Genomic DNA, 14,999 nt, shown 5'->3' with positions numbered 1-14,999 from the left:
CGGTACCTGTATTGCCGATCTCGGTCCTGCCGACCTTCACTAACCGGTTTTGGTCTCGCTCCTGTGCCGCGACGGACGCACCGTCAAGGAAGTCGGCGCGGCCGAAGGTCGGGCGCTTAAGCCGCGCCCCGGTCTGGAAGTGCAGAAGTTATGGCGACAGTTGCCGAAAGCTCACTGGTGGGCACGATAAAGGTACAAGGCGCTTCTAAGTCTGATTGCCGTATGAACCCTGGCTTGCGTCTCCTGACGGCCCTTGATTGCTAAGAAGAAGCTGTTCCATGCCGCACTTTTGAATAACGGCCGATTCGGAACACTTTCCTTTCGTTTGGCTCTCTCTAGTTGTTATCTTGCTAACCAAAGCGAAACTTGGTTGAAAAAATTAGCTTCAGCGTGTTAGCAATGTCTCGACAGCCTGAGGTGGGAACGAGCTGCGTCTATGAACGGTCAAGCTGATGATTTTGTTTCTTATTACGGGAATAGCCTGAGACTGGTAAGATGCTCTGCAAAAGTTGCACAGGCCTACAGGATCGTAGCCGCCGCAGATGCGACTCTTTGGCAGGTATATCCAGAACTGCTGGACCCCGACCGTAGATCGCGTGTCGAGGCCGTGCTTGCCGGCGGAATCCCGTGCAACATTGCGATCGAACCTGGCGGGTCCCAGGACGGGCGAAATCTTCTCCTTTTCAGCACGGAACGGGGACTGGGCATCATCGAGACGCGAAACCCGATGGCTCGTTCGAAGGCGCTGAATGGAGATGCAGACCGAGCTTTGCTTCTTCATCAGGCTACGCACGATGCATTGACGGGACTGGCCAACCGTCGCCAGTTCAGCAGCGACCTTCAGGCGAATCTCCCTGCGCTTGCAGGGCACAAACTTGCATTGATGCAGATCGATCTCGATGACTTCAAGCCGGTCAACGACACCCTTGGCCATGGCGCCGGCGATGTCGTGCTCAAGATGACGGCGGAACGAATCCAAGCCGTGCTTCGCGACGGTGAGACCGCCTACAGGCTCGCGGGCGATGAATTCGCCGTTATCCAATCCTGTGACGACCAGCCCGCTGAAGCAGAGCGTCTGGCCGAATCCTTGGTCCGGGCGTTCAAGGATCCGTTTAGCATCGACGGAATCAGTGTTTTTGTGGGCGCAAGCGTAGGAATTGCCATTGCCCCGATTGACGGCAACGACGGCGAACAATTGATGAAGGCCGCCGACATTGCGCTCTACGCGGCGAAGAATGACGGACGCGGCCGCGCGAGAACGTTCAACCGCTCGATGATGATTATGCTGGAACAGCGTGAGATGCTGAGGCGCAGCTTACGTGTAGCCCTCCAGGAACAACAATTCTTCATAGAGTATCAGCCGCTCGTCGAGATTGTGGATGGAATCATAGGATTCGAGGCCCTCCTGCGCTGGCGTCATCCTTATGCCGGCGTTGTTCCGCCCAGTCTTTTCATACCCATGGCCGAAGCCGACGGCCTGATGGGCGATATTGGAGCGTGGGTGCTCGAACAGGCTTGCCGTGAGGCGGCGACCTGGCCCTCGCATTTTATTGTTTCGGTCAATCTTTCTCCGGCAGAATTCCTGCGCGCCGGTTTCACAGATCGAATAACTCGGATCCTCGACGAGGTCGGACTTCCGGCCGATAGGCTGGAGCTCGAAATAACCGAAACCGTCTTGCTGGAGCGCACGACCAACAACCTCGACACGCTCCACACCCTTGAGGTCTTAGGTACCCGCATCGCGCTCGACGACTTTGGCACTCGCTATTCCTCTCTGAACTACCTACAGAACTTCCCGTTCGACACGATCAAGATCGACAAGCACTTCATCAACGATGTTGAAACGAACCCGAAGAGCCAGACGATCGTGCGTTTCATCATCGGGCTTGCGCATGGATTGGGGATGCGAGTTACGGCAGAAGGCGTCGAGACAACCGGTCAAGCGGATTGGCTTATCAAAAAAAAATGCGACCGACTGCAAGGAAACTTTTTGGGCGCCCCGATGTCCGCCGAAGCGATTGGCGATTTTCTGCGTCAATCGTCGTTCGAGATGCTTTAAGATCTTCCAAGATAACACAGGCGTTGCGCATACCTTCGATTCGTGAGGGAATGCCGCGAGAACACCGAAAATTGCGGTATATCCGCGCCACCCGCACCAACCCCGGTACGAACCTCTCGTGACGAGGGCCCCGAATTACAACATTGGTCAGAATTCATGGACCTCGCTCGACCAGCGGCCGTTACGATCGCAGTTTTGTCAGTCACGGATCTCGATCCAAACTGGCGCGTGATCGCTTGCGTGCGGTAGCGATCGGATAGACTTGTCGACGCCGGCAGCCACCAGATCGTCGGCCAACGATGCGCTTAGTAGAAAGTGATCGATGCGAAGGCCAGCATCCCGAGCGAAGGCGTTGCGGAAATACTTCCAGAATGTGTAGATGCGTTGATCCGGATAAAGATGCCGGATCGCATCGGTCCAGCCCTGCGAAACAAGATCAGCGTAGGCCGCCCTCACCTCAGGCCGGAACAAAGCGTCCTCTCGCCATCTCTCAGGGGCGTAGACGTCGATATCGCTCGGCATGACGTTGAAATCACCAATCAGTGCGCTTGGAACGTCCAGTTCCAGAAGCTCGGCAGCGTAGCTTGTAAGGCGCTCGAACCAGCGAAGTTTATAGTCGAATTTCGGGCCTGGCGCCGGGTTGCCGTTGGGAAGATAGATGCATCCGATCACCATGCCGTTGATGACTGCCTCGATATACCGGCTATGCGTGTCGTCAGGATCACCTGGCAATCCACTCCTGGTTTTTACAGGCTCTTTTCCTTTCGCCAGGATGGCGACACCGTTCCAGCTCTTCTGGCCATGCCAGATGGCACCGTATCCCGCCTTCTCAAGCGCACGTTGTGGGAATTTCTCATCAGGCGCTTTCAGCTCCTGCAGGCATACAACATCCGGCGCGGTTTCCTTCAGCCAACGCAGGATAACATCGAGTCGGCCATTTATACCGTTGACGTTGAAGGTGGCGATTTTCACGGCCAATCAAAGCCTGGTGCGGCGGTTGGTTGGTCACATGCGCGGGCCTTGTCCTTCGCCTCTTCATGGCAATCGGCAGAAACCAAGCCGCCGACGGCAACGTTCCCCTCAAAACGTCCCTTCTCGTTGCGCCGCAAGTAGCGTTTCCCGGCGTTGGCATCGATCAGCTTGCACTTGATCATGTCATTTCATCCTCCCAGGCTGCCGTCCCACTAACAACGTATGTCGCGATAATGAGGATGCATTGAATCTAACGCGTTTCTTCCGCCTGAAAAGTGCAAGATTGAACGCCCAAGGCTCTGAAAATTGAGTAGGTGATTGGCATGCTTCCAGAAATATTGCGCTCGGTCGAATGGATGGGGCCGAGCATAGTTTGCGGTCGCACTTCGGGCGAATTGCCAAGCATCACAGGACTCTTCTTGCACCGTTCGCGAAATCGTTGTGTCCGCGAAGGTGATGCGTCCCATGTCAGGCCCTCGGTCGGGCGAATAGAGAGCAAAGGGGAATCGTGTGAAGCTGCAAGAATGGGTGGGAGCGTTACCCAAAAGAGGTAATTCGTTTTGGCCGGCCTTCGTGGTAGGAAAAACTATCGCGGCAGTTGTATTAAGTCGTCGCGGCTTGGACGGGTCGCATCGCCGGATGCGGCCTGTCTCGTTTTCAACCCCACCTGCGGGCGGCTAATGAAGCTCCGCATGAACTCCTCGGGCCACGGACTGCTCCGCCGTTTCCACCCTAAGCGGATCGCACATCTTGGCCCCGGCCGTGCACGTGCTCACAGTGTTAACGACGTTGAGGAATCGTGACTCGACTCATCCCTGAACCCGGTGGTTCTATTTGACAGCAGGCTGGGGAGTTATCGATGGGATATGAGTGGGATGACGCCCGCGAGCGTCGGGCTTACGCTATCAAGGTCGTCTCGGTCGTGCTGGTGTCAGCTGTGACGGCAGGAGTTCCGATTTGGATCGTTGCAAAAGCCATGGGGCTTTGAAAGCGCCGCGGTCAATCTTCAGAGGCAGGGCTCGGTGATACCGCCGTGACGTTTGCCGGGTTCCTTGCCTGTCGCGGCGGTATCGGCCGTAACAAGCTGCGCGATGACGGGATCGGGATCGTGGGCCGCGCTCCAAATCTGTGTCGCCAGCCTTCAATCCTCGGATTCAAACAAAAATTGAGCGAGCCGGAGTGTTCAATTGCCGGTCGCGGGGCAGCTTTTTGAGATGCTCCTGCCTGTCAACTCCCTGCGCGCTCACCTGCGCGAGGTTGCCGCGTGCCGATCTCCTAACTCGGAACCTACGGAACCTTGGGTCGTTTCATCAACGCATCCGAGGAGCTCAAGCGATGACTAAGACGGCAAATACGACCAACTCGAACCTCGAAAAGGATCCTGAAGATTGGATCAGTGGCGATGAGCCTATGACAGCAGCCCAGCAATCCTATCTGAAGACGTTGTCCGAGCAGGCAAACACCCCGGAGATATTCTCCGTGAAATTGACAAAAGCGGAAGCCTCGAAACGGATCGACGCGCTCCGTTCGCAACTTGGCCTCGCAGACCGATGAGACTTTCAGGCACCGCATTTTGTGCCCTTGATCTTTCGGCCTCGGTGCTCGGTAGCCTATTGCGGCATTGCTTGCATTCGATGCCCGTGTCTCCCGTTGGCATATCACAACGGTCGTGCCAGGAGCCGGATCCATCGCGGCATCATTGCATTGCGCCTTGCACCGACATACGAGCGAGAGGCGGTTCCCGATGAAGAGCGTCAGACGTTGCTCAACGGCAAATTGGCGCGTTTAATGGAAATCCTGAGAATTACGAGTGAGCCCTGACATGTGCGGACGCGTATTCATCAAAACCAACCTTGAAAGCATGATGAACGCCTTTGCTTTCGCCGATAGAAGAAGCGTGCTCGGTCTGGCCAACCAGTTCCCGCGATATAACGGCGCCCCTTCCCTCGACTATCCGATCATCATCAGGGAAATGGTGCGCGAACCGGATGTCATGGGACCGGTGTTCGTCAGCGCCGGGTGGGGCTTGATCCCTGGATGGATGAAACCGGGAGGACGGCCGCAGGTCAATGTCCGCTCGGAAGGCATCGCCAGGAACAGCAGATTCAAGGTTGCCTATCAAGCTCGCCGCTGTCTTGTTCCAATCGACGGCTTCTTCGAATGGAAGGACATCTTGGGCACGGGCAAGAACAAGCAGCCATATGCCGTCGCCATGAAGTCGGGCGCGCCCTTCGCACTTGCCGGCATCTGGGAAACCTGGCGCAATGCGGCCGACCTCGATGTTCGCACCTTCGCGATCATCACCTGCCCGGCGAATACCATGATGGCTGCGATCCACGACCGCATGCCGGTCATTCTGCATCCAGAGGACTACGAGCGCTGGCTGTCGCCGGAGCCGGAGCCTGGTGATCTGATGAAGTCGTTCCCCTCCGAGCTGATGACCATGTGGCCGATCGGTAAAGCCGTAGGCTCACCGAGGAACGATACGCCGGACATTCTCGAGAAGATCAATCTTGATCCACAACCGCCGATTTTGTGAGGCATGCTACGGCGTGGCGCCTTTCTTCAACGAAACATGGCGTTGGACTCGACAAAGAGAAATATCCGGCACGGGTCTTACGCAACGTAAGATTGCTGCGATTGCAATCGTACTGTTCTACGCGTTCGCGGAGCAGAACCCTTCGTCTTGGCCGGACGAGCCAGCGCCCGAAGAGTAATTAATTAAGCGCTTGCTAATTTTATGATGTTGAAGCAACCTCGAAGGTTCGCCCCGTTTCGTGAGCTCCGCTGCCTTCAGCGAAGGGAGGTTCTATGTCTTCCAACATCCATTACATGCCATACGGCTGCCGCGCGGAACAAGACGGCAAATGGACGGTATTCGACACCGTCACCGGCTATCCCGCCATGATAGGATGCAAGCAGTTGACTGATCTGACCGAAAAAAATGCCACCGACTTGATGGAGATCCTCAATCGGAACACTGTCGGGTCCAAATGGCATCGCCTTCCCAGATATGCCATCCAAGGGCTGCCATCACGGATGAGCGGCAGCGACCCCGACCAGAAGACGCGTTCGCCGTCACCCAGGCATCGGTAATCGCTTTACGCAACGCTCGATGCCGTCTCGCCACCGCGACCGACTGACCAGCAAGTCAAAAGACCGCGACCAGATCAGACCTTCCATTCTTTTCAAGATGTCGAACCCATGGCAATGCAGTGCGGCAGCAGCCGAGACATCTGTTGGCACCGGCTGGGCTGCCTGGCGGTCGTGCGCTGCGCAAAGCCGCTTCGCTTCCCGTTCATGTCCGATGATGAGGAGCGCTGCGGGAACTCATTGCGGTCAGGCTCGATCCCTTCATAGTCCGCGCCCCGCCAGGGATGCCAGACGCTTCTCCACTTGCATCGCGCTGTGGTCCTTCGTTAACCTGCTTTTCTGGAGAGGGCGAGATATGAGTAACAGACGTTGGGATCACCCCGTAATGATTGTCTGCAGGAGAACCGGTCAGCTCACGACCATCGCATCCACATCCGAGGCGCTGGAGGTTCTCGCGAATTCTTGGCCGGTGGCGGAGGGAAAGGCATTCATGGCCGCGTTACTGATCTGCTCAGACGTCGAAGCCGGAATTCGGGAACCTCATGAAGCCCGCGCAAGCTTCATCGCCGCTGCGAAAGAAGCAGGTGTCCCGTTCGATACGATGCGCGGTTAGAAAAGAGATGCGCAATGAAGTCCCGTTGACCCGGCATTCGATCGCATCAGTCGGTGCTGTTCGCCGATAGGTTCAACGACTTGGTGGTCATGAGGACAGACGAGCGGTTTTGTTCCCATTAGAAAGAGCCTTGCGTTTCGCCTCAGGTCGAACAGAAAGGCCGCTGCCGTTAAGTCGGCAATTGCTTCGACCGGTGTGCCTTACGCCCGGCGCGCGCCGCGGCAGACAAAGAGCCCGCCACAGACATATCGAATTCATGATGGTTCAGGCCATCCAAGGTTTTGGAACTTCGCTCATGGCCAGCCCTCGCCAAAAGGTTGAGCCAACGCCCGACTAGGACCAAAGTCCCGCCAAAATTCAGACTTCGGTCCAATATCATCCACCTCAAGCTTAATGCATGTTTTGAATGACCCGAAGTGCGCATTACGCGCGCCAAAGGTTAGGGCTCTCCTCGTGCAGCCAGGGAGGGCCCTTATTGGTACTGCGTACTCCAAGTGTCGCAATGCATCGAAGGCAGCCGCGGCACAAGGTACGGCCAGGGCTCGCCTTAGCCCACCCATCCGAAGGCGAGCCCTCGTCGTATCTCATCGGTCAACCGAGCAGGAGAAAGAAAGCGGCCCAGAACATAGCTGACAGTTCGGCCGCCACCAAGAACCCAATCGTTTGCTCGCGCATCCCGTCCTCCCCCAGGTTGGGCCGCCGCACATCAAATGACGAACCCTCCTACCCGAAAATCGCCTGCTAAGCCGTATCAGGAACGCGTGTTTACCGGTCTTGGCAGCGACGCGATATCATAAAATATCAGGATCCTGGACGCCCTTTCTTGGTCCGTTAGCCGAAATCGCGCGACGGCAACAAACAGCGATAAGGATTTGTTGTGTTGGCCTTTGATCGCCCTGTAGAAATAGCGCGAGCTGGGTGCGGACCTTAACGGCTGGCACTGGTGTGGCGTGTTGTGGGACAAAGCCCGCAACAAGCGCTCTTACAGGGACGTTCCATATCCGGCGTCGTTCACGTCGTCGAATTGGCGTCCAACGCTCAGTCGAAAACGCTCAACGTAAAAGGGCTCATACCGCGCGTTTGCGTGTGTTCGGGCTTGGAAGGGCGAAACCCAGAAAGCTTACGACTATTTGGACGCCACTTTTTCTTGAGCTGTGCATGATCGAGCAAATGCTGAAGGACTTCCTGGCAACATGGTCGCTCGACTGAAAAGCCAAAGCCTGCGCGGTGTCGGCCGACAGCGTACGAAGACGGCGAGGTCTGATCCAGCACCCATGCGTGCGTTCTGCGGCCGGGAGATATCAGGCTCGGAACAGCAGCCGGCATTAGCTCCTCAACATTCTGCCGCTTGAAAGTGGAGTGCTCCGGGAGAAAAGAGTATCCTAGCTGCGATTGCGGCGATACCGCCTTATAGAGCGACGCTTGAAATCACCCAGCCGTTGGAAGCCGCTTGCACGTCATTCTCGTCTGGCGCCGAGCGGGCGGCGTGGCAGGGATCTTCAATCGGAGGGCCCGCATGCGAATAGGACCGTCGTCATTTCCGATCGCGAAGGAGCGATCAAGGCTGGCCAGGGAGGTCGCATCATGTTTTTCGACAGCAAAGAAATGTCCCTCGATCGTCGGCACGTGGTTTACGGCGCCGCCGCCGCCTTTAGCGCCATCGTGGCCGCACTGACGGGCGGTGGTAACCCGGCGCAGGCCCAAACCTACCGGGTCGACGAGGGAAAGGAGTTGGCGCCGGGTGTGCGGGCCGTGGAGCTCGGAAAAGGGGCCGCGATGATCCCCGGCTACAAGACAGTCTCACTCGTCGATCTCGTGTTTCAGCCGCGGTCGAACCTGCCTGTCGGCAGCATGCCCAATGCTATGATCTGCCACGTCACCGAAGGGGAACTAATGGTTCTGCAAGACGGCAAGGAGTTCCAGGCCAAGAAGAACCACGTGTGGACCTGTGCCGAGGGCACGAACGAAGGCGCTCGCAATGACGGAAGCGCACTCGCAATCATGCGGATTGCCAACCTGCTGACGGTATGACGCAACGGGGGTGCAAAGGAGGCCTCGATGCTGATGCGAAGATACGACGCCTTCGCCTGACTTGCCGGCGCCACGCTTTGCTCGGGTGTCAATAGATCGGCGCAGTACGCTTTCCTTTAATCGCTCGAGCGCTCGACTTTCCGTCGGGCCGCCTTGATGTCGCCATCACTTGGCCGGTGGAGCCCTTGGATCATGCAGGTGAGCGGTATTGCTGCGACGCCGAATAGAACGAGGTGAGCATAGGCCTTCTTTCGGCCAGTGGAATCGAGCGCATATTCAAACTACTCTGTTGTGTCGTCGCAGCGTTGTTCGCGAATGGCGTCAAGTCTTTTCAAGAAGGGACCGAAAGCCTCGTCTGTGTCTGAAGGCACCGCAAATGTCGGCAGCGTTTGCAACTGCCGAACAAGAGCTTTGTCAGTTTCGTACCGCAGATACTGCAGTACGGCCGCTTCGTCTGGTTGAGATGTCATCCGCCCGAAACGGAAAACCGCAGCGATTGTTCCGCCAAAGATGGAAATTATATTACTAAATGTCACGAGGTCATTCGGCACGCCGCTGTTAGTGCGAACTCGCGCTTTCAATTCCACCCTTTTGGCTGGGCATGGAAGGTCAGAACCCGGAGCCCAAGTCGACGCGCGATCCGGCGCGCTGATGGAGCTTCGCAGATGGTCCGTGCGGTTTCGCCTTTTAGCCCGCTGGCAGACAGCGCAGGCGTCGACGCTTTGGCTCGTCCTATGCCGGATTTACAGATCAATCAGCCGTTGGGCGGTGAACTTGTCCGTGACAAGCATGTCGATGACGCCAATGCGAAGTGCGCCGGCGATGGCGGCGGTCTTCTTAGACCCACCGGCTAAGGCAATCACGCGATCCACACGTTCAAGGTCTTCGAGCGGGATACCAATAACGCGGTCGTCGAGTGGCGTCTTAACTGCCTTACCGTTCTTGTCGAAGAACCGGAGCGAGATATCGCCAACGGCTCCCGCTTCAGCCAGGTCGGAGAGCTCCCGCGACGAAAAAATGTTTCCCGATCGCGCAAGGAGTTCGGACGGCTCGACCGCTCCAATTCCGACAATTGCAAGTGTTATGCTGCCGAACAGGTCCATCGTCTCACGGACGAACGGATCGGCCTGCATGAGCAGCTTGGCCTCTCGCGAGGTCGTCACGCCTTGCACCGGAAGCAGCTTCGGCTCCGCTCCGGTCAGACGCGCCAGTCGGGTAGTCAGCTGAGTGGCATGGGTCTGCACCGAGGGATCGCCCATGCCCCCGAGCGTCTGGACAACGTACTTCGCCTGGGCGCTCTTTTGAGGGTGAATGTTTTCGACCATCTTGAAAATGGTCTGACTCCAGCTCGAAACTCCGATGATCTCGCCAGGGGCAAGGGTGACCTCCAGGAGATGGGCGGCCGCTTCCCCAATCCGCGCCATGACCGCGCCGTCTCGATCCTCGCTACATTCGACGACGACGGCTTCGGGTAGTCCGTATTTCTCCCTGAGTGCGCCCTCAAGGTCACTGTAAGTACCGGCAGGAGGAATGACGCTGGTCCGAACGATATCTTCGGCCTCGGCACGTTTCAGCATTCGCGAGACCGTGGCCTGTGATAAGCGAAGATGTTGCGCAATCTCAGCCTGCCGTCGCCCCTCGATGTGGTACATCTGGGCCACTCTTGACATGAGGCGGAGTTCGTTGAGGCGAGCCATGGCTGATCCCGGTGGGAATTTTTATTCACCTTTAGCCATTGTTTGACGCGACGTCGAGCGGGCGAGAGCATCATTCCAGGTATTCAGCAGCGCCTGCCGGTCAACAGGTTGCGGAGCAATGACCCGCGTGGTTCTGGGTAACCCCGCGATGACGTCGAGATCACGCCACAAGCCAAGCGACAGTCCCGCCAAATATGCCGCGCCAAGGGCCGACGCCTCGGGAGCCTCGCATTGGATGACGGCGTGCTCGACAAGATCCGACACGCACTGCATCAGAAAGCGGTTCTGGCTTGGTCCGCCGTCGACATAAAGGGCGCCGAGTTCGCCACCACTTTGTGCTCGCATGGCCGCGACCACATCGTGGGCCTGAAACGCGATTGAATCGGTTACCGAACGTGCCATCTGCGCACGTGTTGTATTGAAATTGATCTGAGAGAAAAGGGCGCGAGCGTCAGAGTTCCAGTAGGGTGCGCCCAGTCCTACGAAGGCTGGCACGAAACCCGGTCCGCCTGCTTCGGCGGTCGCCGCAAGGTCGATCAGTGCAGCGACGTCCGGAAGGCCGAGAATGCCCGCCATCCATGGGAGGCTCGCCGCAGAAACAAGGATGTTGCCTTCGAAAGCGAAAGTCGGCGTTCCGTCGATGCGCCAGGCGACAGTGGTCGTCACACCGTTGCGTGGCGCAATGAACCGAGGAAGGGTTGTCATCACCGACGACCCCGTTCCAAAGGTTATCTTTCCATCACCAGGTTTGAACGCTCCATGGCCGAACAGGGCTGCATGGCTGTCGCCGATCGCGGCCCTGATAGGGGTGCCGTCCGGTACGCCCTTCAGCCCCTTTGTTGTCCCGAAATCGGCCGAGCTGTCGAGCACCTCCGGCAGGAGTGCCGTATCGACATCGAAAATTTCGCAAAGTTCCTTACTCCATGTCTGCTCCTCAAGGTCGAATAATTGGCTCCTGGAGGCGTTCGAGGCATCGCATACGTACCGGCGTCCGCCGGTCATGCAGTGCACGAGCCAACTGTCGATCGTTCCCAGCCGCACTGGTCGGCCCTTCGGCACACGATCCAGAAGCCATCGGAACTTCGAACCTGGGAACATTGGGTCGAGGGGTAGGCCGGTGAGCGCCTGCACGCGATCCAGATGTCCTTCGACAAGGAGACGTTTGCAATCAGGTGCCGTGCGCCTGCATTGCCAACTGAGCACAGGTCCCAGGGCCTCTCCCGTCTCAGCATCCCAAACAGTGACCGACTCGCGCTGATTGGAAATTGCAAGGGCCGCAATGGTCACGTCCGGGACCGCATCCAGGCAGATTTCGATCGCCTCGCAAACAGACGTGTAGAGACGGTTCGGTTGTTGTTCGACCCACCCCGGCTTCGGATATGAAATCCCCACAGCCGCCGAGCCTCGTGCGAGGACTTCTCCCTTTTCGGAAACCAGAACGGCCTTTGAATTGGTCGTGCCCTGATCGATCGCCAAAATAGCGAGCATCGTATCCTCCACAGATTAAAAGACCCGGGGCAGCGGACGGCCCGGCTCGATCGTATGCGACCGGCTTATTTGCGTTTCATAAGCGCCTGGGCGGCATCCGCGATTGCCGGCGGGGCCATGCCGAATTCATCGAGAAGGAACTCAGCCGAACCGGTCGGGGCATAGATGCCCGGAACGCCCAGGCGCTTCATCGGAACGGGCGCATTGTCGACCACCACCTCGGCAACCGCGGAGCCAAGCCCGCCGAAAATCGAATGTTCTTCTGCCGTAACGATCGCTCCGGTTTCCTTGGCAGCGGCAATGATGGCATCCTCATCTATGGGACGTACCGTGGCGAAGTTGAGGACCCTTGCCCGAATGCCACGTTGCGCGAGGATTTCGGCAGCCTTGAGCATACGGTGTGTCAATGTACCGTTCGCAATGAGTGTGACATCGGAACCTTCGCGCAGGAGATTTGCCTTGCCGAGCTCGAACTTGTGACCTTCCGCAAGAAGATCGGGCACGCCCACGCGCGACAGACGGAGGAAGCATGGGCCGTGGTAGGTCGCCGCCCACTCGACGGCCGCCGCGGTCTCGATGCGGTCGCAGGGCGCAATCACAGGAAGATTCGGCAGGACTCGCGTCCAGGCGAAATCCTCGATCGAATGATGGGTCGGACCGAGCTCGCCATATGCCATTCCAGAGGAAATGCCCACGAGCTTAACATTCGCGTTCGAGTAAGAGATGTCCGCCTTGATCTGTTCAAGCGATCTTCCCGTCAGGAACGGAGAGGCGCCGCAGACATATGGTAGATGACCGCCGTTGGCGAGGCCTGCTCCAACCCCGACCATGTTCTGTTCCGCGATACCGACATTGACCAGGCGCTCGGGAAATTTCGACTTGAAGCCGCCAAGCTTCGACGAGCCTACCGAGTCATTGCAGACCGCTACAACTTTCTGATTCTCGGTCGCCAGACGTTCGAGCGTCGCTGCGAACGCGTCGCGGCAGTCATAAAGCTTGGGTGCGTTTACTGGGGCGTTCATTACATTGCCTCCGACAGTTCTGCCAATGCGAATTCGTATTGTTCCTTGTTCGGAACCTTGTGATGCCAGTCGACACGGTCCTGCATGAATGAGATTCCGTGGCCCTTGTTCGTGTGTGCGACAATGCAATGCGGTCGGTCGCCTCGATGTTCGAGCGCAGGAACGATCTCGTGCATACTGTTGCCGTCAATCTCGGTCACCTCCCAGCCGAATGCTTCCAGTTTCGGACGAAGGGGAGCGATGTCGTTGGTATCGGCGAGTGCTGCACCCTGCTGAAATCTGTTGTGATCGATGATCAACGTCAGGTTATCCAGCTTGAATTGGGCCGCTGCCATGATTGCCTCCCAGTTGGAACCCTCCTGCATCTCACCATCGCCGGTGACAACGTAGGTATGATACATCGCTCCGGAGAGCTTGGCGGCCTTTGCCATTCCCACCGAAACCGGCAGACCGTGCCCGAGCGGGCCGGTATTCGTTTCCACCCCTGGAACCTTGTTGCAATTGGGATGTCCATTCAGTCTCGAGTACGGCTGCAGAAACGTGGAAACCTCCTCTTCGGGAATGAAGCCGCGCTTTGCCAGCGTCACGTACAGGGCGCACGCCGTATGCCCCTTGGAAAGGACGAACCTGTCCCGATCGGGATGCTTCGGCTGGTCGGGCCAAACTTTCAGCACGCGGAAGTACAGGGCCGCAAGAATGTCAATTACCGACATCTCGCCGCCGATGTGGCCGGCACCGGCCTCGAAAACCGCCCGAAGATCGCGCAATCGGATCTCCCGAGCGAGGCGCTCAAGTTCTGTGATATCCATGGATTCCTCTGTGCATATTTATTCAATTATCAATATTTTTGCACACAGTCCCATTTAGTCAAGCCCCTTACGCAATATCGAACCGGCAATGGCGCGGACAAATCCAGTTGACAGCCGCAAACCAACTTGTTAATGAATTTTTCAACGGGTATGAATAATTATTCTCTCCTGCACGAATATTGGCTACCAGCTAGACCCAGGGAGGAACGATGGTGGCGCTCGACATCAATGAACAGAGACTTTCATCCGGTGCCTGGCTGAGCAAACTCAAGGGTGCCACCGGTCCACTCGTGGGGCTGCTTGCTCTTTGCGTCTTCCTGAGCATCAGCACAGACGCGTTTCTCTCGGTTCGAAACGGCCTCAACATCCTCGATCAGATCACAGTCCTTGGCATCATGGCGGTGGGAATGACCTTCGTCATCCTCATCGGCGGCATCGACCTGTCGGTCGGTTCGGTTCTTGCTCTTGCGATGATGGTCATGGGCTGGACCGCCAATATCGCCGGCCTTCCGCTTGCGGTCGGGATCGCTTTCGGTCTGATCGCATCTGCCGTTTCGGGGCTGATCGTGGGCCTGCTGGTGACGCAGTTCAAGGTCCCGGCGTTCATCGCCACTCTGGCCATGATGTCGGCAGCTCGCGGCGTCGCAAACATGATCACCGACGGTCAGCAGATCGTGGGATTCCCTGACTGGTTCATGATGCTCGCAATCGATCGCCATTTCGGCGTGCTGACTGCCACGGTCTTTCTGATGCTTGCCGTCGTCCTTGCCGCTTGGCTATTCCTGCACTTCCGTTCCGAAGGTCGCATGCTCTACGCCGTGGGCGGAAATCCGGAGGTTGCTCGCCTGGCGGGCATCAATGTCCAGCTCGTGACGATCGGCGTCTATGTGATGAGCGCAGTCCTTGCCGGACTGGCAGGCATCGTTCTCGCCGCCCGCCTTGACTCGGTCCAGCCGTCCAGTGGCTTTGGCTATGAGTTGGACACCATCGCTGCCGTCGTCATCGGCGGGACTTCGCTGTCTGGCGGCGCCGGCGGTATTGGGGGTACGCTCATCGGCGTTCTCATCATCGGTGTCCTTCGCAACGGTCTCAATCTTCTCAATGTCTCGCCGTTCCTTCAGCAGGTGATCATCGGCATCGTCATCGTGCTTGCGGTCGGCGCGGAGACAGTTCGTCGGCGTCGCGCCTGACGAGCGGGCCCGCTCCATGAATTCC

14 protein-coding genes are annotated in these 14,999 nt (G+C 57.6%); 8 read left to right on the top strand and 6 right to left on the bottom strand.

Annotated elements, in window-relative coordinates; genetic code table 11:
- Positions 1–436: 436 nt before the first annotated feature.
- Entirely contained in the window at positions 437–2,059 is a 1,623-nt protein-coding gene (locus AM571_RS27105; protein WP_074064115.1) for a putative bifunctional diguanylate cyclase/phosphodiesterase, read from the top strand.
- Positions 2,060–2,257: 198 nt separating this feature from the next.
- On the opposite strand, the gene xth is transcribed toward AM571_RS27105, so the two are convergent.
- A complete protein-coding gene (gene xth, locus AM571_RS27100; protein WP_074065600.1) occupies positions 2,258–3,031 on the bottom strand; it encodes an exodeoxyribonuclease III in 774 nt (257 codons plus the stop codon).
- Complete coding sequence (locus AM571_RS27095) at positions 3,028–3,213, bottom strand: hypothetical protein (protein WP_074064114.1); 186 nt, start codon at positions 3,211–3,213, stop codon at positions 3,028–3,030. The genes xth and AM571_RS27095 overlap by 4 nt, the downstream gene beginning before the upstream one ends.
- Positions 3,214–3,890: 677 nt before the next feature.
- Here AM571_RS27095 and AM571_RS38075 point away from each other — a divergent pair.
- The 6 genes from AM571_RS38075 to AM571_RS27070 all read left to right on the top strand — a co-directional run bounded on the left by AM571_RS38075 (position 3,891) and on the right by AM571_RS27070 (position 8,768).
- Entirely contained in the window at positions 3,891–4,019 is a 129-nt protein-coding gene (locus AM571_RS38075; protein ID WP_257788709.1) for a hypothetical protein, read from the top strand.
- Between the two features lie 347 nt (positions 4,020–4,366).
- The gene (locus AM571_RS27090; protein ID WP_074064113.1) at positions 4,367–4,585 is read left to right on the top strand and encodes a DUF3072 domain-containing protein; all 219 of its coding nucleotides are present in this window, start codon (positions 4,367–4,369) and stop codon (positions 4,583–4,585) included.
- Between the two features lie 268 nt (positions 4,586–4,853).
- Positions 4,854–5,570, top strand: a complete 717-nt coding sequence (locus AM571_RS27085; protein WP_074064112.1) for an SOS response-associated peptidase — start codon at positions 4,854–4,856, stop codon at positions 5,568–5,570.
- Positions 5,571–5,842: 272 nt separating this feature from the next.
- Positions 5,843–6,127, top strand: a complete 285-nt coding sequence (locus AM571_RS27080; protein WP_074064111.1) for a hypothetical protein — start codon at positions 5,843–5,845, stop codon at positions 6,125–6,127.
- A 352-nt stretch (positions 6,128–6,479) separates the two neighbouring features.
- Complete coding sequence (locus AM571_RS27075; RefSeq protein ID WP_074064110.1) at positions 6,480–6,737, top strand: DUF982 domain-containing protein; 258 nt, start codon at positions 6,480–6,482, stop codon at positions 6,735–6,737.
- A gap of 1,584 nt (positions 6,738–8,321) precedes the next feature.
- Positions 8,322–8,768 (top strand): hypothetical protein, encoded by a 447-nt coding sequence (locus AM571_RS27070; protein ID WP_237358645.1) that lies wholly within the window; start codon positions 8,322–8,324, stop codon positions 8,766–8,768.
- A gap of 743 nt (positions 8,769–9,511) precedes the next feature.
- On the opposite strand, the gene AM571_RS27060 is transcribed toward AM571_RS27070, so the two are convergent.
- The 4 genes from AM571_RS27060 to AM571_RS27045 all read right to left on the bottom strand — a co-directional run bounded on the left by AM571_RS27060 (position 9,512) and on the right by AM571_RS27045 (position 13,784).
- The gene (locus AM571_RS27060; RefSeq protein WP_074064108.1) at positions 9,512–10,465 is read right to left on the bottom strand and encodes a sugar-binding transcriptional regulator; all 954 of its coding nucleotides are present in this window, start codon (positions 10,463–10,465) and stop codon (positions 9,512–9,514) included.
- A gap of 21 nt (positions 10,466–10,486) precedes the next feature.
- Complete coding sequence (locus tag AM571_RS27055) at positions 10,487–11,953, bottom strand: FGGY family carbohydrate kinase (RefSeq protein ID WP_074064107.1); 1,467 nt, start codon at positions 11,951–11,953, stop codon at positions 10,487–10,489.
- A gap of 65 nt (positions 11,954–12,018) precedes the next feature.
- Entirely contained in the window at positions 12,019–12,975 is a 957-nt protein-coding gene (locus AM571_RS27050; protein ID WP_074064106.1) for a transketolase family protein, read from the bottom strand.
- Positions 12,975–13,784, bottom strand: a complete 810-nt coding sequence (locus AM571_RS27045) for a transketolase (protein WP_074064105.1) — start codon at positions 13,782–13,784, stop codon at positions 12,975–12,977. Before AM571_RS27045 ends, AM571_RS27050 begins: the two co-directional genes overlap by 1 nt.
- A gap of 209 nt (positions 13,785–13,993) precedes the next feature.
- On the opposite strand from AM571_RS27045, the gene AM571_RS27040 reads away from it, so the two are divergent.
- Positions 13,994–14,974, top strand: coding sequence for an ABC transporter permease (locus tag AM571_RS27040; RefSeq protein ID WP_074064104.1), 981 nt, complete (start codon positions 13,994–13,996; stop codon positions 14,972–14,974).
- The last annotated feature ends 25 nt before the right edge of the window (positions 14,975–14,999 follow it).

This window comes from Rhizobium etli 8C-3, from assembly GCF_001908375.1.
Classification (GTDB): Bacteria; Pseudomonadota; Alphaproteobacteria; order Rhizobiales; family Rhizobiaceae; genus Rhizobium; species Rhizobium etli_B.
Note: the sequence above shows the minus strand (reverse complement) of the source record. Positions and strands in the feature narration are given on the sequence as shown.